Genomic DNA, 20,495 nt, shown 5'->3' with positions numbered 1-20,495 from the left:
CATGAGCGGCCTCTCCACCACCCTGATCGTCGTCGGGCTCTTCCTGCTCGGCGGCGTCTACTCCTTCGTCAAGCAGAAGATGCCGAAGAACCTCATCGTGCTGCTCTCCATCGGCGCGGGGATGTGTCTCGTGGCAGGTGTCCTCCGGCTGGAGGTGTGGAATTGAGTACCTCTGCACGTACTTCTTCGAAGCGAGTGGTCGTCTTTGACTACGGCTTCGGCAACGTGCGGTCCGCCGAACGCGCTCTCGCGCGCGCGGGCGCCGACGTCGAGATCACGCGCGACTACGACAAGGCCATGAACGCGGACGGGCTGCTGGTGCCGGGCGTCGGCGCCTTCGCCGCCTGCATGAAGGGGCTGAAGGAGGCGCGCGGCGACTGGATCGTCGACCGGCGGCTGTCCGGCGGCCGCCCCGTGATGGGGATCTGCGTCGGCATGCAGATCCTGTTCGCGCGCGGCATCGAGCACGGCGTGGAGACCGAGGGCCTCGACGAGTGGCCCGGTTCGGTCGAGCCGCTCCAGGCCGACATCGTCCCGCACATGGGCTGGAACACCGTCGACGCGCCGGCCGGGTCCCAGCTCTTCGCGGGGCTCGACACGGACGCCCGCTTCTACTTCGTGCACTCCTACGCCGTCCGCGACTGGTCCCTGGAGACCGCGAACCCGGCGATGCGGCCCCCCCTGGTGACCTGGTCCACGCACGGCAAGCCCTTCGTGGCGGCCGTCGAGAACGGCGCCCTGTGGGCCACCCAGTTCCACCCCGAGAAGTCCGGCGACGCCGGAGCGCAGCTGCTGAACAACTGGATCGGAACCCTCTGATGCCCCCGAAGTCTTCCGCGAAGCTCGAACTCCTCCCCGCCGTGGACGTCCGTGACGGCCAGGCGGTCCGGCTCGTACACGGCGAGTCCGGTTCGGAGACCTCGTACGGCTCTCCCCTGGAGGCGGCCCTCTCCTGGCAGCGGTCGGGCGCCGAGTGGCTGCACCTCGTCGACCTGGACGCCGCGTTCGGTACGGGCGACAACCGCAAGCTGATCGCCGAGGTCACCGGCGCGATGGACATCAAGGTCGAGCTGTCCGGCGGCATCCGCGACGACGACACGCTGGCCGCCGCCCTCGCCACCGGCTGCACCCGGGTGAATCTCGGTACGGCCGCGCTGGAGACCCCGGAGTGGGTCGCCAAGGTCATCGCCGAGCACGGCGACAAGATCGCGGTCGGTCTCGACGTACGCGGTACGACCCTGCGCGGGCGCGGCTGGACCCGTGACGGCGGCGACCTCTACGAGACGCTGGCGCGGCTCAACTCCGAGGGCTGCGCGCGGTATGTGGTCACCGACATCGCGAAGGACGGCACGCTCCAGGGGCCCAACCTGGAGCTGCTGAGGAACGTGTGCGCGGCGACCGACCGCCCGGTCGTCGCCTCCGGTGGCGTGTCGTCCCTGGACGACCTGCGGGCCATCGCCGAGCTGGTTCCCCTCGGTGTCGAGGGTTCCATCGTCGGGAAGGCCCTGTACGCGAAGGCGTTCACGCTGGAAGAGGCCCTGGAGGCCACATCTTGAGGACGGACAGCGAGTCATGACCGATGCCGATGCCGATGCCGGTGCCGTGCAGCGGGTGCAGAGTGGCAGCCCCTGGGAGGAGTCCTTCGGTTTCGCACGCGCCGTCGCGGCGGGCGACCGCGTCCTGGTGGCGGGCACGACGTCCTTCAAGGGCGATGTGCTCTACGGGGAGGGCGACCCGTACGAGCAGGCCAGGACGGCGATCACCAACGCTCTGGACGCGATCGGCGAGTTCGGGCTCGGCGCCGGGTCCGTGGTCCGTACGCGGATCTACCTCACCCACGCGCGGGACGTGGACGAGGTGGCCCGGGCGCACAAGGAGTTCTTCGACTCCGTGCGCCCGGTCTCGACCCTGCTGATCGTGGACGGCTTCGTCGATCCGCGCATCCTGGTCGAAGTGGAAATAGAAGCATTCAGAGACTAGAACCATCCAGAGGAGCCGTGGATTCATGACCCTGGCGGTCCGAGTCATCCCCTGCCTGGACGTCGACAACGGCCGGGTCGTCAAGGGCGTCAACTTCCAGAACCTGCGCGACGCGGGCGATCCCGTCGAGATGGCCAAGGTGTACGACGCCGAGGGCGCCGATGAGCTGACGTTCCTGGACATCACCGCGTCCTCCGGTAACCGCGAGACCACGTACGACGTGGTACGCCGGACCGCCGAGCAGGTCTTCATCCCGCTGACGGTCGGCGGCGGGGTCCGTACGGCCGAGGACGTCGACAAGCTGCTGCGGGCGGGCGCGGACAAGGTCGGTGTGAACACGGCGGCCATCGCCCGGCCCGAGCTGATCCGCGAGATCGCGGAGCGGTTCGGGCGGCAGGTGCTGGTCCTGTCGGTCGACGCCCGGCGTACCGAGAGCGGCTCCTTCGAGGTCACCACCCACGGCGGCCGCCAGGGCACCGGCATCGACGCCGTCGAGTGGGCCCACCGGGCCGCCGAGCTGGGCGCGGGCGAGATCCTGCTCAACTCGATGGACGCGGACGGGACGAAGGACGGCTACGACATCGAGATGATCGAGGCGGTTCGCAAGCATGTGACCGTGCCGCTCATCGCCAGCGGGGGAGCAGGGAGGCTCGCCGACTTTCCGCCGGCGATCGCCGTGGGGGCGGATGCCGTGCTGGCCGCGTCGGTCTTTCACTTCGGTGACCTGCGGATCGGGCAGGTGAAGGAGACGCTGCGGAGGGCGGGGCATCCCGTGCGGTAGCGCTCCGCTGGGTTTGGCTGGGTGGGTGAGTGGGCTGGGCTATGGGTGGGTGTTTGGCTGCGGGTTGGTGGGGGCTGGGCGCGCAGTTCCCCGCGCCCCTTGGGGGGTGGCCGGCGGTTCGTCGGCTGCGGGCCGGCGGGGGCTGGTCGCTCCCCCACTCTCGGCTTCGCTCGACCGGGGGGACCCCCATCGCGGCGGAGCCGCACAATGTCACAGCCTCGCGCCCCTACGGGGCGCCTTCGCGGCGTGGTCTACCTGCGAAAGAGAAGTTGCGCAATTTTTGTTGCGCAACTTTTCTTTCGTATCTACCGTGGAGGGGTGACGGCCAAGGAGAACCGCCCTATCACCGACATGGGCACGCTCAAAGCGCTCGCCCACCCCCTGCGGATGAAGCTGTACCGCGGCCTGTGCGTATCCCGGACCGCGACCGCGTCGCAGCTCGCCGAGCAGGTTGACGAGGCGCCCTCGCTGGTCAGCTACCACCTGCGCAAGCTCGCCGACCACGGGCTGATCGAGGAGGCCGAGGCGCAGAGCGGGGACGGCCGGGAGCGCTGGTGGCAGCCCGCCTCGGAGGGGGTGAGCATCCGCGACAGGGACTTCCGGGACGCACCCGAGAGGGCCGCCGCACACCTGGCGGCCACCCGGCTCTTCCACGATCAGCGCGCCGACATGTACCGGCGCTACCTCGACGAGCGCCCCACCTGGGGCCCTGAGTGGAACTCGGCCGCCCCTGACAACGAGTCGCTACTGCGACTGACGGCGGCCGAACTGGCGGAGCTCGGCGAGGAGTTGCTCGCGCTGGCCAGGAAGTACGACGAGAAGGGGCGCGCGGCCGAGGAGTCGGGCGACACCGAAGGGCGCGAGAACGTCGCGCTGCACGTGTACGGCTTCCCGTTCCGTCCCTGATTCCGTCCTGGATTTCGCCCCTGGTTCCGCCCCTGGTTCTGTTCCTGGTTCTGTTCCTGAATCCGTCCCTGATCCGGCGTCTGAGAGGAACCGGTCCGTGCCCACGACCGACACCGGTATACCCCCGGCCCCCGTCACCCTCGCCGCCTCCGCCAGACCCGCCCACCGGGACCCCAACGTCCTTCGCTGGCTCGGCGCCTACACCGCCTCGATGGTCGGCGACAGCGTCTACTACATCGCCCTGTCCTGGGCCGCCGTCCAGGCCGGGACGCCCACGCAGGCCGGAGTGGTGATGGCGGTGAGCGCCGTACCGCGGGCCCTGCTGATGCTGGGCGGGGGAGTGGTCGCCGACCGGTTCGGGCCGCGCAGAGTCGTCATCGGCAGTGACGCCGTGCGCTGTGCGGCCGTCCTGGCGGTGGCCGGGCTGGTGTTCGTGACCGACCCCGGGCTGTGGCCGCTGGCGCTGCTCGCCGTGGTCTTCGGCACCGTCGACGCCGTCTTCATGCCCGCGGTGGGCGCCCTGCCGGCCCGGATCACCGACAGCGACCAGCTCGCCCGCGTCCAGGGCATGCGGGGCCTCGCGATCCGGTTCGCCGGTGTCGTCGGCGCTCCGCTCGGCGGCCTCGGAGTGGCACTCGGCGGCGCGGCCACCGCGTTCGGGCTCGCCGGGCTGCTGATCGCCGTGTCGGTGCCGCTGCTGATCTCCGTACGGGTGCGGGAACTGCCCCCGGACGACGCTGACGACGTGTCCGCCGCGGACGACGTGGACGACGCGCGGAAAGGGGCCAGGCCCGGGACCGGTTGGCAGGATCTGCGCGACGGGCTCCGCTACATCCGCCACGACCGCGTCCTGGCCCCGCTGATGCTCGCCATCGCCCTCGGTGACCTGGGCTTCGTCGGTCCCCTCAACGTGGGCCTGACCCTGCTGGCCGACGAGCGCGGCTGGGGGGCCGCCGGGATGGGCTGGGTGCTCGCCGGGTTCGGCACCGGCGCCGGGGCCGCCTCGCTGCTGCTGGCCGTACGGGGGCGGGTGCCGCACGCGGGACGGGTCGCCGCCGTGGCCATCCTGGCGGGCTCGGTGGCCATCGGGGCGCTCGCGTACGTGCCGAGCGTCCTCGCGGCCGCCGGGGTGGCCGTGCTCGTCGGACTGCTCGCGGGGCTCAGCGGCGCCCTGTGCGGGGCGCTGGTGCAGACCCGGTCCGACCCGGCCTATCTCGGCCGGGTCAGCTCGGTCTCCGGCATCGTCAGCCTCGGCCTCGCCCCGCTCGGCATGCCGCTGTCCGCCGCGGCCATCGGCCTGTGGGGCACCGGACCCGTCTTCGTCGTCAGCGCCGCGGTCTGCGGGCTCGCCGGAGTCTGCGTCCTGTCCTTCCGCGACCTGCGCCGTGCGGAACTGCCGAAGGTGAAGAAGAAGCAGGAGCAGCAGCAGCCGAAGTCGAAGTCGAAGTAGGGCTCGGCTCGCCTGCCGAGGCTCAGATCCCCAGTTGCTTCGTCTCGTGCAGCTTCGCGATCGCGTCCTTGTCGCCGTCCAGTTCCACGTCGGCGGCGTTCTGCCGGCCGTACACGAACAGGAGCAGCTCCGAGGGCTCGCCGGTCACCGTCACGACCGGTGTGCCGCGGTGGGCGACCGCCGTCTGGCCGTTCGGACGGCGCAGGACCAGGCCGGTCGGGGTGCCGCGGCCCATCAGGCGGGCCGTGCGCTCCAGGCGGGACCACAGGGCGTCCTGGAAGACCGGGTCAAGATCGCGGGGCGTCCAGTCGGGCTGCGCACGGCGTACGTCCTCGGTGTGGACGTAGTACTCGATCGTGTTGGACGCCTCGTCGATCTGCTTCAGCGAGAAGGGGGAGAAGCGCGGCGGTCCCGTACGGATCAGCTGGATCAGCTCTTCGTACGGCTTCTCCGTGAACTCGGTCATCACCCGTTCCAGGCGGGAGCCGAGCTGTTTGATGAGGATGCCGCCGGCGGCATCGGGGCGACGCTCGCGCACCACCACGTGCGCGGCGAGGTCACGGGTTTTCCAGTCCTCGCAGAGGGTGGGGGCGTCGGGGCCCTCGGTCTCCAACAAATCGGCGAGGAGAAGTCGTTCACGCTTGGCATGGGTCGACATGACAGCCAGCCTACGACCGGCCCGGCGGTCCGCACAGTGGACGCCCGGCCCTGTCCCGGCTCTGCGCCCTTTCCGGTCCGCCCAATGGACGACACCCGGCCCCGTCCGACCGGCGCGGCACAATGGTCGGCATGACCAGCACGCCCTCTCCCAACAGGCCCAGCAGCCTTGATCCCGAGATCGCCGCGCGCCTCAAGCGCAGCGCCGACGGGCTCGTCCCCGCCATCGCCCAGCAGTACGACACCGGTGAGGTGCTGATGCTCGGCTGGATGGATGACGAGGCGCTGCACCGCACGCTGACGACCGGCCGGTGCACGTACTGGTCGCGCAGCCGCCAGGAGTACTGGGTGAAGGGCGACACCTCGGGCCACTTCCAGCACGTGAGGTCGGTGGCCCTCGACTGCGACGCCGACACCGTGCTCGTCAAGGTCGACCAGGTCGGCGCCGCCTGCCACACGGGCGCCCGCACCTGCTTCGACGCGGATGTCCTGATGGCCGACGGCCCGCTGACGGACGCCGTGTCCGACGCCGCGTCCGACGCACCTCCGGCCGGACAGTAGGGTCAGCCGCCATGGATCTCGAGACCTTCCGCAAGCTGGCCACCGACCGGCGTGTCATCCCCGTCAGCCGAAAGCTCCTCGCGGACGGCGACACCCCCGTCGCGCTCTACCGCAAGCTCGCCGCCGAACGGCCCGGCACCTTCCTGCTGGAGTCCGCGGAGAACGGCCGTACGTCCGTCTCGTGGTCCCGCTACTCGTTCGTGGGCGTCCGCTCGGCCGCCACCCTCACCGAGGTCGACGGCCAGGCCCACTGGCTGGGCACCCCGCCGGTCGGCGTCCCGGCCGAAGGCGACCCGCTGGCCGCCCTGCGCGCCACCATCGACACCCTGCACACCCCCCACGACCTCGCCCACGACCAGGGGCTGCCCCCGTTCACCGGCGGCATGGTCGGCTACCTCGGCTACGACATCGTGCGCCGCCTGGAGAAGATCGGCCCCGGCGAGCGCGACGACCTCAAGCTGCCCGAGCTGACCATGCTGCTGACCAGCGACCTGGCGGTCATGGACCACTGGGACGGCTCGGTCCTGCTGATCGCCAACGCGATCAACCACAACGACCTCGACACGGGTGTCGACGAGGCCTACGCCGACGCGGTCGCCCGCCTCGACGCCATGGAGGCGGACCTGTCGCGGGCCGTCTCGCAGCCGCCGGCCGCGCTGCCGCCGTCCGAGCTCCCCGAGTACACCGCGCTGTGGGGCGGCCCCGACTACCAGGAGGCCGTCGAGGACATCAAGGAGCGCATCAGGGCGGGCGAGGCCTTCCAGGTCGTCCCGTCCCAGCGCTTCGAAACCCCGTGCACGGCAAGCGCGTTGGACGTGTACCGGGTCCTGCGGGCGACCAATCCCTCCCCGTACATGTACCTCTTCCGCTTCGACGGGTTCGATGTCGTGGGCTCCTCCCCGGAGGCCCTCGTCAAGGTCGAGGACGGACAGGCGATGGTGCACCCCATCGCGGGCACCCGGCCGCGCGGCGGCACGCTCCAGGAGGACCAGGCCCTCGCCGACGAGCTGATGGGCGACCCCAAGGAGCGCGCCGAGCACCTGATGCTCGTCGACCTGGGACGCAACGACCTCGGCCGGGTCTGTGAACCGGGTTCGGTCGAGGTCGTCGACTTCATGTCCATCGAGCGCTACTCGCACGTCATGCACATCGTGTCGACGGTGACGGGCAAGGTCGCGCAGGGCCGTACCGCCTTCGACGTCCTGACCGCCTGCTTCCCCGCGGGCACCCTCTCCGGCGCCCCCAAGCCCCGCGCGATGCAGATCATCGACGAACTGGAGCCCTCGCGACGCGGGTTGTACGGCGGCTGCGTCGGCTACCTCGACTTCGCGGGCGACTCCGACACTGCCATCGCCATCCGTACGGCCCTGCTGCGGGACGGCACGGCATACGTACAGGCCGGCGCCGGAGTCGTCGCGGACTCGGATCCGGTGGCCGAGGACAACGAGTGCCGCAACAAGGCCGCGGCGGTCCTACGCGCCGTCCACACGGCGAACAGGCTCGGACAATAGGGCGCTTCTCACGCCACCCCGGGTGACGGTTCGCCCGGAGTTCAGGCGATAGTGGGGTACGTGACTGCCGTACCGCACCCCCGATCCGAAGCCGCCGGACCCGACCGGTCCGGCCGCCGAAGCCTCGCCCTCGCCCTGATGTTCGGCGCGCTCGGCGCGGCCGTCGCGCTGCTCGCCTCCCGGCAGGGCTGGTCGGCGGGCACCGCGACGGTGTCCGGCGGCGACTTCCCGCTGAGCGCCAAGGGCAACGACGTCACGGGTGTGCCCGCGTCCCTCGCGATAGTGGGCCTGGCCGCCCTCGTCGCCGTCTTCGCCGTCCGCCGGGCCGGCCGCTTCCTGGTCGCCGGGCTCCTCGCGCTCTCCGGCGCGGGCACCGTGGCCTCCGCGCTCCTCGGCGTCTCCGACAGCTCCGCGCTCGACGAGAAGGCCGCGCGGGCCACCGGCGACACCGCGGCGACGGTCGACACCATGACCCACACCGCCTGGCCGTACGTCGCGGCCGCGGGCGGCGTGCTCCTCCTCCTCGCCGGCCTCCTCGCCCTGCGCTACGGGCGGCTCTGGCCGGCCATGTCGGGCCGCTACGAGCGCGACGGCACTCCCCGGCCGCGCAAGGCCAGGACCGCGCCGGACCCGGACCGCCCCGAGGAGATCTGGAAGGCCTTGGACCGGGGCGAGGACCCAACCAGCGCGTAGCGCTCCGCGGGTTGCGCGGTTCTGTGACTTCGGGGCGGATTTGATGACTGCGGGTCTGTGGGGGTTGAGCGCGCAGTTCCCCGCGCCCCTGACGGGGCTACCCCCGCTCTCACGTGTGCCCTTGCGTGCGGGACAATGGCTTGCGAGCGTTCGGCTCGTACACGTACACAGCAACGAGGAGCAAGTCATGGCGGGCAGCAGCCACGGTCACACCCCGGCCGCCTGGACCGGTGTCATCATCGCCTTCATCGGTTTCTGCGTCTCCAGTGTCTTCACGGTGCTGGCCGACCCGCTGGGCTTCTGGGCCGGTCTGGTCATCGTGGCGCTCGGTGGCGTGGTCGGTCTGGCCATGCGCGCGGCGGGCCTCGGCCAGCCGAAGGGCACGCACCCCACCCACCAGGTGGCGGCTTCGGAGCACTGACTCTCACGGCAGCGTGGAAGGCGGGTCCGGCGTCGAACGCCGGGACCCGCCTCTTCGCGTTTCCGGGCCCCTCGCCCGCTCACGCATGTGCGCGACTCGCCCGGGAGGGGCAGAATGCGTCGGGTGAACGCCGAAACCCAGAGGGTGACGCACGCTCCCGGATCCGTGGTGCGGCGGCTCGCCGTGCCCGGCGGTGTGCTCGCGGCCGTCGTCGGGGCCTTCGCGTACGTCGGGGCCGTCGATCCGAACGAACCCGGGCACTACCCCGTCTGTCCGCTGCTCCGGTTCACGGGCGTGTTCTGCCCCGGCTGCGGCGGCCTGCGCAGCGCCCACGCCTTCGTACGCGGCGACCTCGGAGCCGCGCTCGGAGCCAACGCGCTCGCCGTCATGGGCTATCTGGTGTTCGCCGTCGTGTGGACCGTCTGGGTGGTCCGTTCGGCACGCGGACGGCCGCTGCGCATCGAACTCGGGTCCGGCGCGCTGTGGGGTCTTGGCGCATTGGTGCTGGTCTTCACGGTTGTCCGGAACCTGCCGTTCGGTGGCTGGCTGCACCCTTGATCAATCGGCGAACGTCCAGGTAGTGGGACCGGCGTCAACCGGATGCGAGCCCTAAGCCTTCCTCCGGATACCATCACAGTGACCACCGGTTTTGTCCGACTGCGACAGACCGGGGTCACACCGCAGAACCGCTTCAACCGTTCACCGTCAGGGAAGGGGGCCGCTCGCGTGAGTGTGCTCGACGAGATCATCGACGGAGTCCGTGCCGACCTCGCGGAGCGGCAGGCGCGCGTCAGCCTCGACGAGCTCAAGGAGCGCGCGGCGAAGGCTCCGGCGGCCAAGGACGGTGTTGCCGCCCTGCGCGGCGACGGCGTCAAGGTCATCTGCGAGGTCAAGCGCTCCAGCCCGTCCAAGGGCGCGCTCGCCGCGATCGCGGACCCGGCGGCGCTCGCCGCCGACTACGAGGCGGGCGGCGCGGCCGTCATCTCCGTCCTCACCGAACAGCGCCGCTTCGGCGGTTCGCTGGCCGACCTGGAGGCCGTCCGCGCCCGGGTCGACATCCCGGTGCTGCGCAAGGACTTCATCGTCACGTCGTACCAGCTGTGGGAGGCCCGCGCGTACGGCGCCGACCTCGCGCTGCTCATCGTCGCGGCCCTGGACCAGGCCGCCCTCGAATCGCTCGTCGAGCGCGCCGAGTCCATCGGGCTCACGCCGATCGTCGAGGTGCACGACGAGGACGAGGTCGAGCGGGCGGTGGACGCCGGCGCGAAGGTCATCGGCGTCAACGCGCGCAACCTCAAGGACCTCAAGGTCGACCGCACCACCTTCGAGCGCGTCGCCCCCGAGATCCCCGCGCACATCGTGAAGATCGCCGAGTCCGGCGTCCGCGGGCCGCACGACCTCATCGCGTACGCCAACGCCGGCGCCGACGCCGTCCTGGTCGGCGAGTCCCTGGTCACCGGCCGGGACCCGAAGACGGCCGTCTCCGACCTGGTCGCCGCCGGCGCGCACCCCGCGCTGCGGCACGGACGGGGCTGACGCTCCGCGATGACAGCCGGCCGCCACACCGCCGCCACCCGTCCGGGCCCGCGCCCCGACGGTGGTCCGGCGTGCGTGCGGTCGGCCGCCACGGGCCTCTCGCAGGCCCGGGATCCGTACGCACGGCTGGCGCGCGGCTGCCGCCCGCGCGGCTGCCGGGCGCCAGCGCGGCGCGTGCACGGTCGCCGCGTGCGGTACGTGATCGGTGACGAGCCCGGTCAGGTGAACGGGATGCGATGGCGCCGGCGCGTACACGCGCTCGCGTCGACTTCGGAGGATCCCACCCCGCGGGTGGGCTGAGCCGAGTCCGGCACCGCCGGTCCCCGCCGCCGCCCTTCTCGCCGTCCCGGCGGAGAGCCACGGTGCCACCGGCGGACCTCAGCTGTCCGTCCCACCCCGGGCATGGTGTGCCCGGGCGGGGCCGATCGCCGGGGCGTGGCGCGGTGTACGCGACTTCCGTGACCGTTCATCCGACCTGTAACCGGGGCTGTCGCCCCAGCGAGGTAACCGCATGCCCAGCGAGTTCTTCATTCCCGACCCCGAGGGTCGAGTTCCCAGCGTCGAGGGGTACTTCGGCGCGTTCGGCGGAAAGTTCATCCCGGAGGCGCTGGTCGCCGCCGTGGACGAGGTCGCCGTGGAGTACGACAAGGCGAAGTCCGACCCCGAGTTCGCCCGGGAGCTGGACGACCTGCTCGTCCACTACACCGGTCGGCCCAGCTCCCTCACGGAGGTGCCGCGCTTCGCCGAACACGCCGGTGGCGCCCGGGTGTTCCTCAAGCGCGAGGACCTCAACCACACCGGCTCACACAAGATCAACAACGTGCTCGGCCAGGCCCTCCTCACCAAGCGGATGGGCAAGACCCGCGTCATCGCCGAGACCGGCGCCGGTCAGCACGGCGTCGCGACGGCCACCGCCTGCGCGCTGTTCGGTCTCGAATGCACCATCTACATGGGCGAGATCGACACCCAGCGCCAGGCCCTGAACGTGGCCCGCATGCGCATGCTCGGCGCCGAGGTCATCGCCGTGAAGTCCGGCAGCCGGACGCTGAAGGACGCCATCAACGAGGCCTTCCGCGACTGGGTCGCCAACGTCGACCACACCCACTACCTCTTCGGTACGGTCGCCGGACCGCACCCCTTCCCCGCCATGGTCCGCGACTTCCACCGCGTCATCGGCGTGGAGGCCCGACGGCAGATCCTGGAGCGCGCCGGCCGCCTCCCGGACGCCGCCATCGCCTGCGTCGGCGGCGGCTCCAACGCCATCGGCCTCTTCCACGCCTTCATCCCCGACGCGGACGTCCGCCTCATCGGCTGCGAACCCGCCGGACACGGCATCGAGACCGGTGAGCACGCGGCCACCCTGAGCGCGGGCGAGCCCGGCATCCTGCACGGCTCGCGGTCGTACGTCCTCCAGGACGAGGAGGGCCAGATCACCGAGCCGTACTCGATCTCGGCCGGCCTCGACTACCCGGGCATCGGCCCCGAGCACGCGTACCTCAAGGACAGCGGCCGCGGCGAGTACCGGGCCGTCACCGACGACGCGGCCATGCAGGCCCTGCGCCTGCTCTCCCGCAGCGAGGGCATCATCCCGGCGATCGAGAGCGCCCACGCGCTCGCCGGTGCCCTGGAGGTCGGCAGGGAACTGGGCCCGGACGGGCTGATCATCATCAACCTGTCGGGGCGCGGCGACAAGGACATGGACACGGCCGCCCGCTACTTCGGCCTGTACGACAAGGGCGCCGACGCCGTTGTCGAAGCGGACGCGGACAGCGACAACGCCGAGATCGAGGGGGACGCCAAGTGAGCGGCAACATCCAGCTGTTGAGTGACACCCTCGCGGGCGCGAAGGCGGAGGGCCGGTCCGCGCTGATCGCGTACCTGCCGGCCGGCTTCCCGACCGTCGACGGCGGGATCGCGGCCGTCAAGGCCGTCTTCGACGGCGGCGCGGACGTCGTCGAGGTCGGGCTGCCGCACAGCGACCCCGTCCTCGACGGACCCGTCATCCAGACCGCCGACGACATCGCCCTGCGCGGCGGCGTCAAGATCGCGGACGTCATGCGGACGGTCCGCGAGGCGTACGAGGCCACCGGGAAGCCGGTGCTCGTGATGACGTACTGGAACCCGATCGACCGCTACGGCGTCGAGCGCTTCACCGCCGAGCTGGCGGCGGCGGGCGGGGCCGGCTGCATCCTGCCCGACCTGCCGGTCCAGGAGTCGGCGCTGTGGAGGGAGCACGCGGCGAAGCACGGCCTCGCGACCGTCTTCGTCGTCGCGCCCAGCAGCAAGGACGCCCGGCTCGCCGAGATCACCACGGTCGGCTCCGGATTCGTCTACGCGGCCTCGCTGATGGGCGTCACCGGCACCCGCGCGTCGGTGGGCGCGCAGGCGCAGGACCTGGTCCGGCGCACCAAGGCGACCACCGACCTGCCGGTCTGCGTCGGGCTCGGCGTCTCGAACGCCGAGCAGGCCGCCGAGGTGGCCGGCTTCGCCGACGGCGTCATCGTCGGCTCGGCCTTCGTGAAGCTGATGCTGGACGCCCCGGACGAGACGGCAGGCCTGGACGCCGTACGCGCCCTCGCCGCCGACCTCGCGAAGGGCGTGCGCGGCACGGCGTGACCAACGGTTCGCTGTGACGAACAGTTCGCTCACGTACGCTCCCACTCGTACGTAACGGACAATCCGCTCACTCGAACGGGTGGACCTGGGGCCGGGGAGGCGCGCTGCGCCTCCCCGGTTCGTTCTGCCGGATGTGAGCGAGAAGAACCGTGAGGGAAAGCGCACCGCCCGCGAGCGGCTGGCGGAAGAGCGACAGAAGCACAGGACCGCGGAGAAGCGCCGCCGGGTGCTGATCGTGGGTGGTGCGGTGGTCGGCGTCCTTGCACTGGCCGCGGTGGTCGGCGTGCTGGCCGCGAACTCGGGCAAGGAGAAGACGGACACGGCAGGTCCGCTGACGGCGCCTTCCGGGGCGACCGGCGAAGACAGTCTCGCCGTCCCCGTCGGCAAGGAGAGCGCGAAGTCGACCCTCACCGTGTGGGAGGACTTCCGCTGCCCGGCCTGCAAGAGCTTCGAGGACGGCTACCGCTCGACGATCCACGAGCTGACGGAAGCCGGACAGCTGAAGGTCGAGTACCACCTCGCCACGCTGATCGACGGGAACATGGGCGGCAGCGGCTCGCTGCGCGCGGCCAACGCCGCGGCGTGCGCCCAGGACCTCGGAAAGTTCCCCGCGTACCACGACGTGCTGTTCGAGAACCAGCCCGCCGAGACGGACGACGCGTACGCGAAGAACAGCAGGCTGATCGAGCTGGCCGGCAAGGTCGACGGGCTCGACACCGACACGTTCAAGAAATGCCTGGACGACGGCACGCACGACAGCTGGGTCGCCAAGGCCCACAAGGCGTTCCAGAGTGGCGGCTTCTCGGGCACCCCGACCGTGCTCCTGAACGGGAAGAACATCTACCAGGACCGGACGATGACCCCGGCGAAGCTGAAGCAGCTGGTGCAGCGGGCCGACAGGGCGTGAGCCGGTGGGCAGTCGGCGGTCCCGGCTGCCTCGCCGGGCCCGGCGGTCCCGCCGGTCTCGTTATGGAGCCGTAGCCCGGGCGGGTTGCCGCGCGTCCAGCCCGGCAGGGTAGCGTCGACCCTGCCATGGAACTTGCCTATATTCCCAGTCCGTCGCGCGGAGTGCTGCACCTCGGCCCCATTCCGCTGCGCGGCTACGCGTTCTGCATCATCATCGGCGTCTTCGTAGCCGTCTGGCTCGGCAACAAACGGTGGATCGCGCGCGGTGGCCGGGCCGGCACCGTGGCGGACATCGCCGTGTGGGCCGTTCCGTTCGGTCTCGTCGGCGGGCGGATCTACCACGTCATCACCGACTACCAGCTGTACTTCAGCGAGGGTCAGGACTGGGTCGACGCCTTCAAGATCTGGGAGGGCGGCCTCGGTATCTGGGGCGCCATCGCGTTCGGCGCGGTGGGCGCCTGGATCGGCTGCCGCCGACGTGGCATCCCGCTGCCCGCCTGGGCCGACACCCTCGCGCCCGGCATCGCCCTGGCGCAGGCCATCGGCCGCTGGGGGAACTGGTTCAACCAGGAGCTGTACGGGCGGCGGACGGACGTTCCCTGGGCGCTGGAGATCACGTCCTCGACCGACGGACGGGTGCCCGGTCTCTACCACCCGACGTTCCTGTACGAGTCGCTGTGGTGCATCGGTGTCGCGGCCCTCGTCATCTGGGCCGACCGGCGGTTCAGGCTCGGCCACGGCCGGGCCTTCGCGCTGTACGTCGCGGCGTACTGCGTAGGACGCTTCTGGATCGAGTACATGCGGGTCGACGAGGCCCACCACTTCCTCGGTCTGCGCCTCAACGGCTGGACCGCGATCGTGGTCTTCGTCCTCGCCGTGGTCTATTTCGTGCTGTCGGCCCGTAAGCGGCCGGGGCGCGAGGAGGTCGTCGAGCCGGGTGTCTCCGACGACGGTGACGCGGACGCGGACGCGGACGACAAGGATGACTCGGGTGCCGCTGTCGATCTCGACAAGGAGCCCGACGCGGCGAAGAAGGAGTCGGCCGAGTCCGACGCCGAGTCCGCCGATACGAAGGACGAGAAGGACGAGGCCGAGTCGGCCAAGAAGGGCTGATCCGGCCCCGGCTGCCGGACGAGTCGTCAGAGGACCGCGGTCAGCAGTGAGACCGCGGACTCCTGACGTCCGATGTCCGCGCTGTCGAACGGCCCGGACCAGTTCAGCCCGTACTGGTCCAGGCTGTTGCGGTCGTACGTGTAGGCCGAGCGGGCCTGGGCGCGGAGGTACCCGCGGTACGGATGACCGGGCAGCACGGCATCCAGTTCCGCGAGGTTGCGCGCGAAGATCCCCTTGAACGACGCCTGGTCGGCGTTGCAGTCACCCCGCGACTCGCACGGCTCCGTCAGGATGCCCTTGGGGGACAACTCCGGGCTCGTGACGACCGCGTCGGCGATCTTCCGCGCGGAGGTGAGCAGCCGCCGGTCGCCCGTGGCCTTGTAGAGCTCGGCGAGCGCGCCGAGGATCACTCCCTGGTTGTACGTCCAGGTCGTGCCGCCGTTGTTGGCGCAGCCGCCGCTCTGGGTGTTCAGACCGTCGTTGACCAGATGCTGGTCATTGATCATCCCGCTCTTCTCGAACCAGTGCCAGGCGTCGAGGGCGCGGGCCAGATAGACCTTGTCGCCGGGGACGCGGTTGTGCAGTGAGGCGAGAAGCTGGATGTAGAGCTCGGCGCTGATCGCGTTCTTGTACGTCCTGCCAGGGATGTCCCACCAGATGCCGCCGCCGCAGGTGTCGTCCCAGTACTCGCGCAGGTACGCCTCGTCGAGCCTGGCGATGTCGAGGTACTTCTTGTCGCGGGTCAGGTCGTACATACGGGTCATGGCCAGGGCCCACCAGCCGGTGTCGTCCGTGGAGTCGGCCCGGAACTCGCCGCCGCCCTCCGGCCACCAGGGCAGTGGCCGCCGCTGGATCTCGACGGTGTGCTCGGCCTGCGGCAGATAGGTCCGTGAGCCGGTCTTCGCCATGTGGTCGAGCAGGGCCTGGAGCGCGTTGCCCGACTGCCACCACGGTGAGTCCGGATCCCAGCGGCCGGTCTCCTCGTCGTAGAAACCCATCATCGCGTCGACGGCCGCGGTCGCCCTGTCGCGTGCGTTCACCGTGGCTCCCTCGGGGACGGACCGGGCGGAGGCTGCCTGGGCGGGCACCGTCGCCGCAGACAGGCAGAGGACCATTCCGCAGGCGACGGTGCCCGCGCTTCGCCAGGCTCTTCGTATCAGTCGGTGCATCGCGGTACTCCTCGCAGAGATGACCTCTTCAGGCCGTGATCACCTGTCCGCCCGCCTGGCGGCAGATGTCGAGCGTCCGGGGATCGGCGCCCGCGCTGGTGACGAGGACGTCGACGTCGGCGAGCGAGCACAGTCGCAGGCTGCCGGTGCCGGGGAACTTGGACTCGCCGGCGACCAGTACGACCCGGGGGGCGGATTCGACCATCGCCTGCTTTATCGGTGCCTCGACGGCCATGTCGTCCACCACATGGCCGTTGGCCCGTACGCCGGTGCAGCTCAGGAAGACCAGGTCCGCGCTGACCTGGCGCAGGGCGCTCTCGGCGAGCGCCCCGACCAGGGACCGGTAGTTGCGGCGCAGGACACCGCCGAGGACGACGAGCCGTACGGAGTCGTCGTCGCGCAGTTCGTCGAGCACGGCGAGGTTGCCGGTGATGACGGTGACCCGGCGGCCGCGCAGCCGCCGGGCGATCAGCGGGGTGGTGGTGCCGATGTCCAGGACGACCACCATGTCGTCGGCCACCAGTTCGGCGGCCCGCTCGGCCATCGCCTCCTTCACCGCCCGGTCGTGGGCGGCCGAGACGTCGAACGGCTCTTCCTCGGCGGGCGGGTCGGCCGCCGCGTGCGGTGACAGGGCGGCGCCGCCGTAGGTGCGCACGAGTTCGCCGTGCCGGTCGAGTTCGATCAGGTCCCGGCGGATCGTCGACTGGCTCACCTGGAGCCGCTCGGCGAGCTCGCGCACCGAGGCGACCCCTGTCACCCGGAGCGATTCGACGATCTTCAAGTGGCGCTTGCTCGATGTCACGCGAGGAAAGTAGCACTGGTTGACTGATGTCAGTCATGAATCCCGTTGATCGCGCTGCTCTCGCTCAGAGATGAACGAAGTCGGTCACACGGACACTTGGGCCTGCGCGGGCCGAGCGATGCGCCGGGCCAGGGCGAGGGTGCGTCGGGCGCCCGCGACGACCGCCGCGTCCACGAAGCGCCCGTCGGGCAGCGCGAGGGCGCCGGTCCCGGTCGCGGCCGCCCGCACGATCTCCTCGGCAGCCTCGATCTCCCGGGCGGTCGGCAGATACGCCCGCTCGATCACCGGGAGCTGCCGCGGATGAATCGCCGCCCGACCCAGAAAGCCGAGCGCCCTGCCGTGCGCGCACGACTCGGCGAGCCCGGTGAGATCCCGTACGTCCGGATGCACGGACTGCGCCGGAGCGGGCAGCCCCGCCGCCCGAGCGGCGCACACCACCCGGCCGCGCGCCCAGTCGAGCCCGTCGGTGCCGGCGACTCCGAGGTCGGCGCGCAGGTCGGCCTCGCCGAGCGCGATGCCGTGGAGGGAGGGGTGGGCCGTGGCGATCGCGTAGGCGTGCTCGATGGCCAGGGCCGACTCCAGGAGGGCGTACAGGGGGATTCCGGGGGCGAGTTCCGCCGTACGCACGACCTGGGTGGGGGAGGAGACCTTGGGCAGCCGCAGGCCGGCGAGGGCCCGGAGCGGGGCGAGAGCGCGGAGGTCGGCGGCGGACTCCGGGCTGTCCAGGGAGTTGACACGGACGTGGACCGGTCGCGGGGGCGGCTCGGAGAGGAGGTCGGCGGTGGCGGCGCGGGCGTACTCCTTGCGGTGGGCGGCCACCGCGTCCTCCAGGTCGACGACGACCACGTCCGCGCCGGAGGCCAGGGCCTTCGCCACCACCTCCGGGCGGTCGCCGGGGGCGTAGAGCCAGGTGAGGGGGAAGGCTCCCGTGGTCACAGCGCGCCCTCCGATCTGAGCGTGGTGATCTCGGCCTCGGTCAGGCCGAGTTCGGTGAGGACCGTGTCCGTGTCGGCGCCGTGCGGTCGGCCCGCCCAGCGGATAGCGCCGGGGGTCTCGGTGAGGCGGAAGAGGACGTTCTGCATGCGCAGCGGGCCCAGTTCGGGGTCGTCGACGGTGGTGATCGTGCCGAGTGCCTGGTACTGCGGGTCCGTCATGACGTCGCGTACGTCCTGGATGGGCGCCACCGCCGCCTCTGCCTTGTCGAAGGCGTCGATGACCTCGGCGCGGGTGTGGCGGGCGATCCAGCTGCCGACCGCCTCGTCGAGGACGTCGGAGTGGCGGGCCCGCTCCGCGCCCGTGGTGAACCAGGGCTCGACGGTCAGGTCCGGGCGGCCGACCAGGCACATCACCCGTTCGGCGACCGACTGCGCCGAGGTCGAGACGGCGACCCAGCTGCCGTCGGCCGTGCGGTAGGTGTTGCGGGGCGCGTTGTTCTGGGAACGGTTGCCCAGGCGGGGCTGGACGTGGTCCAACTGGTCGTACCAGAGCGGCTGCGGGCCGAGCACCGTGAGGATCGGCTCGATGATCGCCATGTCCACGACCTGCCCGGAGCCCGTGCGGTCGCGGGCCGCGAGGGCCGTCATCACCGCGTACGCCGTGGCCAGACCCGCGATCGAGTCGGCGAGGCCGAACGGCGGGAGGACCGGCGGGGCATCCGGTTCACCGGTGATCGCGGCGAAGCCGCTCATGGCCTCGGCGAGCGTGCCGAAGCCGGGGCGGTGCGCGTACGGGCCGAACTGGCCGAAGCCGGTGACCCGGGCGAGGACCAGGCGGGGGTTCGCCGCCGACAGTTCCTCCCAGCCGAGGCCCCACTTCTCCAGGGTGCCGGGGCGGAAGTTCTCGATGACCACGTCGGCGGAGGCGGCGAGGCGCAGGAGGGTCTCGCGGCCGCCGTTCGTGGAGAGGTCCAGTGTCATCGTGCGTTTGTTTCGCCCGAGGAGTTTCCACCACAGGCCGATGCCGGCCTTCGACGGGCCGTGGCCGCGGGACGGGTCCGGCCTGAGAGGGTGCTCGACCTTGATGACCTCCGCGCCGAAGTCGCCGAGCATCGTGGCGGCGAGGGGGCCGGCGAAGAGGGTCGCGAGGTCGAGGACGCGGAGGCCGGTGAGGGGGGCGGGGGCGGATTGGGGTGCGGTGGTGGCTACGGGGGTCATGGGTGGAGGGCCTCCGAGTGGGCGCGGTGGGTGGTGGGTTGGGCGGCTGATGTGGTGGTGAGTTGAGCTGTCAGGCGGGCGAGGGTGTCGAAGCCGGTGCCGTTGAAGTCGCCGACGGACGTGGTCAGTCGGTTCTTGAGGGGCGTTGTCCAGCGGGCGGGGATCGCTTCCGGGCGGCCCGCGAGCAGTCCCGCGATCGAGCCTGCCGTCGCGCCGTTCGAGTCGGTGTCCCAACCCCCGGACACCGCACGGCAGATGGCGGCGGTGAAGTCGCCGTCGGCGTGCGTGAGGGCGGCGGTGAGCAGGGCGGTGTTGGGGATGGCGTGGACCCAGTGGTACGTGCCGTGGGTGGCGTGGAGTTTGTCGACGACCATGTCGAAGTCCCGGTGTTTCCCGGCCAGTTGGACCGCGTGGCGGACGGCTCGGGCCAGCCGGGAGTCGGGGGGTACGACGGTGAGGCCGGTGCGCAGGCAGGTGTGGATGTCGCTGGTGCCGGTGGCCGCCTCGGCGATGGTGGCCGCCGTGAACATCGCCGCGTAGACGCCGTTGGCGGTGTGGGTGAGGGTGGCGTCCCGGTGGGCCTGTGCCGCGGCGGTCGCGGGGGCGCCGGGGTTGGTCCAGCCGTGGGCGTCCGCGCGGATCAGGGCGCCGATCCATTCGCGGAAGGGGTTGCGGTGGCGGGCCGTGTGCGGGGGTTCGATGCCGTCGAGGAGGTTGCGGTAGGCGATGCGCTCGGCGGTGAAGGTGCGGCCCGCGGGGAGTTCGTCCAGCCAGAGTCGGGCCACGTCCGTGGTGGTGAAGTCCTTGCCGTGGCGTTGGAGCAACAGGAGGTTCAGGAGGGGGTAGTTGAGGTCGTCGTCCTCCGGCATGCCGTCGATGTTCTCGGCGAGGGAGGTGGGGGCGGAGCGGCGGTTCCAGGGGTGGGCGGCCTTGAGGTCGGGTGGGAGGCCGCGTTCTGTGAACCAGGTGGTGAGGGGCCAATTGCCGGTGGCTCGGGCGAGTTGGCGGATGCCTTGCAGGGGGAGTTTCTCCACGGGTTTGCCCAGAAGGCAGCCTGCGGCTCTGCCGAGCCAGGCGGCTTCCAGGCGGGGGAGGGGGGTGGCTGGGGCCGGGGCGGTTCTTTCCCCGAGCCCACCCCTTCCCGAAGCCGGGGGCGCTGCCCCCGGCTCCGTAGAGCCCACGGGTGTCCTCACGACACACACACAGAAATCGCTTGTGCCGTGATGCTACTGATAGATGT

23 protein-coding genes and 1 pseudogene are annotated in these 20,495 nt (G+C 71.2%); 18 read left to right on the top strand and 6 right to left on the bottom strand.

Going from position 1 to position 20,495, the window contains the following annotated elements:
• Window position 1 precedes the first annotated feature (1 nt).
• The 7 genes from AB0I18_RS41705 (at window position 2) to AB0I18_RS41675 (ending at window position 5,117) form a co-directional block, all read left to right on the top strand.
• Window positions 2-166, top strand: a complete 165-nt coding sequence (locus AB0I18_RS41705) for a hypothetical protein (protein ID WP_363110982.1) — start codon at window positions 2-4, stop codon at window positions 164-166.
• Window positions 157-819, top strand: a complete 663-nt coding sequence (gene hisH / locus AB0I18_RS41700) for an imidazole glycerol phosphate synthase subunit HisH (RefSeq protein WP_363110981.1) — start codon at window positions 157-159, stop codon at window positions 817-819. The genes AB0I18_RS41705 and hisH overlap by 10 nt, the downstream gene beginning before the upstream one ends.
• The gene (priA, locus tag AB0I18_RS41695; protein WP_363110980.1) at window positions 819-1,556 is read left to right on the top strand and encodes a bifunctional 1-(5-phosphoribosyl)-5-((5-phosphoribosylamino)methylideneamino)imidazole-4-carboxamide isomerase/phosphoribosylanthranilate isomerase PriA; all 738 of its coding nucleotides are present in this window, start codon (window positions 819-821) and stop codon (window positions 1,554-1,556) included. Before hisH ends, priA begins: the two co-directional genes overlap by 1 nt.
• Before the next feature lie 16 nt (window positions 1,557-1,572).
• Window positions 1,573-1,980: a RidA family protein gene (locus AB0I18_RS41690; RefSeq protein WP_363110979.1), complete on the top strand. Its 408-nt coding sequence runs from the start codon at window positions 1,573-1,575 to the stop codon at window positions 1,978-1,980.
• A 25-nt stretch (window positions 1,981-2,005) separates the two neighbouring features.
• On the top strand, window positions 2,006-2,761 hold the full coding sequence (hisF, locus tag AB0I18_RS41685) for an imidazole glycerol phosphate synthase subunit HisF (protein ID WP_363110978.1): 756 nt from the start codon (window positions 2,006-2,008) through the stop codon (window positions 2,759-2,761).
• Window positions 2,762-3,079: 318 nt separating this feature from the next.
• Window positions 3,080-3,667: a helix-turn-helix domain-containing protein gene (locus tag AB0I18_RS41680; RefSeq protein WP_363110977.1), complete on the top strand. Its 588-nt coding sequence runs from the start codon at window positions 3,080-3,082 to the stop codon at window positions 3,665-3,667.
• A 97-nt stretch (window positions 3,668-3,764) separates the two neighbouring features.
• Complete coding sequence (locus tag AB0I18_RS41675; RefSeq protein WP_363110976.1) at window positions 3,765-5,117, top strand: MFS transporter; 1,353 nt, start codon at window positions 3,765-3,767, stop codon at window positions 5,115-5,117.
• A gap of 22 nt (window positions 5,118-5,139) precedes the next feature.
• On the opposite strand, the gene AB0I18_RS41670 is transcribed toward AB0I18_RS41675, so the two are convergent.
• Window positions 5,140-5,775, bottom strand: a complete 636-nt coding sequence (locus AB0I18_RS41670; RefSeq protein WP_363110975.1) for a TIGR03085 family metal-binding protein — start codon at window positions 5,773-5,775, stop codon at window positions 5,140-5,142.
• A gap of 131 nt (window positions 5,776-5,906) precedes the next feature.
• On the opposite strand from AB0I18_RS41670, the gene hisI reads away from it, so the two are divergent.
• From hisI to lgt, 11 genes are all read left to right on the top strand, one after another.
• Window positions 5,907-6,335: a phosphoribosyl-AMP cyclohydrolase gene (gene hisI, locus AB0I18_RS41665; RefSeq protein WP_363110974.1), complete on the top strand. Its 429-nt coding sequence runs from the start codon at window positions 5,907-5,909 to the stop codon at window positions 6,333-6,335.
• A gap of 11 nt (window positions 6,336-6,346) precedes the next feature.
• Window positions 6,347-7,846, top strand: a complete 1,500-nt coding sequence (locus AB0I18_RS41660; RefSeq protein ID WP_363110973.1) for an anthranilate synthase component I — start codon at window positions 6,347-6,349, stop codon at window positions 7,844-7,846.
• Window positions 7,847-7,897: 51 nt separating this feature from the next.
• Window positions 7,898-8,539 carry a TIGR02234 family membrane protein gene (locus tag AB0I18_RS41655; protein ID WP_363110972.1) on the top strand — a complete coding sequence of 214 codons (642 nt, stop codon included), beginning with the start codon at window positions 7,898-7,900 and terminating at the stop codon, window positions 8,537-8,539.
• 187 nt (window positions 8,540-8,726) lie between these two features.
• Entirely contained in the window at window positions 8,727-8,960 is a 234-nt protein-coding gene (locus AB0I18_RS41650; RefSeq protein WP_363110971.1) for an HGxxPAAW family protein, read from the top strand.
• A gap of 114 nt (window positions 8,961-9,074) precedes the next feature.
• A complete protein-coding gene (locus AB0I18_RS41645) occupies window positions 9,075-9,518 on the top strand; it encodes a DUF2752 domain-containing protein (protein ID WP_363110970.1) in 444 nt (147 codons plus the stop codon).
• A gap of 168 nt (window positions 9,519-9,686) precedes the next feature.
• Window positions 9,687-10,496, top strand: a complete 810-nt coding sequence (gene trpC, locus AB0I18_RS41640; protein WP_363110969.1) for an indole-3-glycerol phosphate synthase TrpC — start codon at window positions 9,687-9,689, stop codon at window positions 10,494-10,496.
• Between the two features lie 9 nt (window positions 10,497-10,505).
• Window positions 10,506-10,796, top strand: a complete 291-nt coding sequence (locus tag AB0I18_RS41635; protein WP_363110968.1) for a tryptophan synthase subunit(beta) — start codon at window positions 10,506-10,508, stop codon at window positions 10,794-10,796.
• Window positions 10,797-11,007: 211 nt separating this feature from the next.
• Complete coding sequence (gene trpB, locus AB0I18_RS41630) at window positions 11,008-12,300, top strand: tryptophan synthase subunit beta (protein ID WP_363110967.1); 1,293 nt, start codon at window positions 11,008-11,010, stop codon at window positions 12,298-12,300.
• Window positions 12,297-13,112 (top strand): tryptophan synthase subunit alpha, encoded by an 816-nt coding sequence (trpA, locus tag AB0I18_RS41625; protein WP_363110966.1) that lies wholly within the window; start codon window positions 12,297-12,299, stop codon window positions 13,110-13,112. The genes trpB and trpA overlap by 4 nt, the downstream gene beginning before the upstream one ends.
• A gap of 133 nt (window positions 13,113-13,245) precedes the next feature.
• Entirely contained in the window at window positions 13,246-14,019 is a 774-nt protein-coding gene (locus tag AB0I18_RS41620; RefSeq protein WP_363110965.1) for a thioredoxin domain-containing protein, read from the top strand.
• Window positions 14,020-14,144: 125 nt separating this feature from the next.
• Complete coding sequence (gene lgt / locus AB0I18_RS41615) at window positions 14,145-15,131, top strand: prolipoprotein diacylglyceryl transferase (RefSeq protein WP_363110964.1); 987 nt, start codon at window positions 14,145-14,147, stop codon at window positions 15,129-15,131.
• A 26-nt stretch (window positions 15,132-15,157) separates the two neighbouring features.
• On the opposite strand, the gene AB0I18_RS41610 is transcribed toward lgt, so the two are convergent.
• From AB0I18_RS41610 to AB0I18_RS41590, 5 genes and pseudogenes are all read right to left on the bottom strand, one after another.
• Window positions 15,158-16,300, bottom strand: a complete 1,143-nt coding sequence (locus AB0I18_RS41610; protein ID WP_363110963.1) for a glycoside hydrolase family 76 protein — start codon at window positions 16,298-16,300, stop codon at window positions 15,158-15,160.
• Window positions 16,301-16,328: 28 nt separating this feature from the next.
• Window positions 16,329-17,102 (bottom strand): DeoR/GlpR family DNA-binding transcription regulator, encoded by a 774-nt coding sequence (locus AB0I18_RS41605; RefSeq protein WP_363110962.1) that lies wholly within the window; start codon window positions 17,100-17,102, stop codon window positions 16,329-16,331.
• An 84-nt stretch (window positions 17,103-17,186) separates the two neighbouring features.
• Window positions 17,187-18,038 (bottom strand): CoA ester lyase, encoded by an 852-nt coding sequence (locus AB0I18_RS41600; RefSeq protein ID WP_363110961.1) that lies wholly within the window; start codon window positions 18,036-18,038, stop codon window positions 17,187-17,189.
• The gene (locus tag AB0I18_RS41595) at window positions 18,035-19,255 is read right to left on the bottom strand and encodes a CoA transferase (RefSeq protein ID WP_363110960.1); all 1,221 of its coding nucleotides are present in this window, start codon (window positions 19,253-19,255) and stop codon (window positions 18,035-18,037) included. The genes AB0I18_RS41600 and AB0I18_RS41595 overlap by 4 nt, the downstream gene beginning before the upstream one ends.
• A pseudogene (locus AB0I18_RS41590) lies at window positions 19,252-20,343 on the bottom strand (ADP-ribosylglycohydrolase family protein); the annotation flags it as partial. The gene AB0I18_RS41595 and the pseudogene AB0I18_RS41590, both read right to left, overlap by 4 nt.
• Window positions 20,344-20,495 lie beyond the last annotated feature (152 nt).

Source organism: Streptomyces sp. NPDC050704 (assembly GCF_040654355.1).
Taxonomy (GTDB): Bacteria; Actinomycetota; Actinomycetes; order Streptomycetales; family Streptomycetaceae; genus Streptomyces.
The sequence above is the reverse complement of the archived record's forward strand: the minus strand, read 5'-3'. Positions and strand labels throughout refer to the sequence as shown.

What these genes read in the sequence shown, in the direction of transcription:
- lgt (WP_363110964.1), top strand. Translation starts at nt 14,145, where the DNA reads ATGGAACTTGCCTATATTCCCAGTCCGTCGCGCGGAGTGCTGCACCTC.
- AB0I18_RS41645 (WP_363110970.1), top strand. Translation starts at nt 9,075, where the DNA reads ATGCGTCGGGTGAACGCCGAAACCCAGAGGGTGACGCACGCTCCCGGA.
- AB0I18_RS41635 (WP_363110968.1), top strand. Translation starts at nt 10,506, where the DNA reads ATGACAGCCGGCCGCCACACCGCCGCCACCCGTCCGGGCCCGCGCCCC.
- AB0I18_RS41610 (WP_363110963.1), bottom strand. Translation starts at nt 16,300, where the DNA reads ATGCACCGACTGATACGAAGAGCCTGGCGAAGCGCGGGCACCGTCGCC.
- trpB (WP_363110967.1), top strand. Translation starts at nt 11,008, where the DNA reads ATGCCCAGCGAGTTCTTCATTCCCGACCCCGAGGGTCGAGTTCCCAGC.
- AB0I18_RS41705 (WP_363110982.1), top strand. Translation starts at nt 2, where the DNA reads ATGAGCGGCCTCTCCACCACCCTGATCGTCGTCGGGCTCTTCCTGCTC.
- AB0I18_RS41690 (WP_363110979.1), top strand. Translation starts at nt 1,573, where the DNA reads ATGACCGATGCCGATGCCGATGCCGGTGCCGTGCAGCGGGTGCAGAGT.
- hisF (WP_363110978.1), top strand. Translation starts at nt 2,006, where the DNA reads ATGACCCTGGCGGTCCGAGTCATCCCCTGCCTGGACGTCGACAACGGC.
- AB0I18_RS41670 (WP_363110975.1), bottom strand. Translation starts at nt 5,775, where the DNA reads ATGTCGACCCATGCCAAGCGTGAACGACTTCTCCTCGCCGATTTGTTG.
- priA (WP_363110980.1), top strand. Translation starts at nt 819, where the DNA reads ATGCCCCCGAAGTCTTCCGCGAAGCTCGAACTCCTCCCCGCCGTGGAC.
- AB0I18_RS41660 (WP_363110973.1), top strand. Translation starts at nt 6,347, where the DNA reads ATGGATCTCGAGACCTTCCGCAAGCTGGCCACCGACCGGCGTGTCATC.
- AB0I18_RS41595 (WP_363110960.1), bottom strand. Translation starts at nt 19,255, where the DNA reads ATGACCCCCGTAGCCACCACCGCACCCCAATCCGCCCCCGCCCCCCTC.
- AB0I18_RS41650 (WP_363110971.1), top strand. Translation starts at nt 8,727, where the DNA reads ATGGCGGGCAGCAGCCACGGTCACACCCCGGCCGCCTGGACCGGTGTC.
- hisI (WP_363110974.1), top strand. Translation starts at nt 5,907, where the DNA reads ATGACCAGCACGCCCTCTCCCAACAGGCCCAGCAGCCTTGATCCCGAG.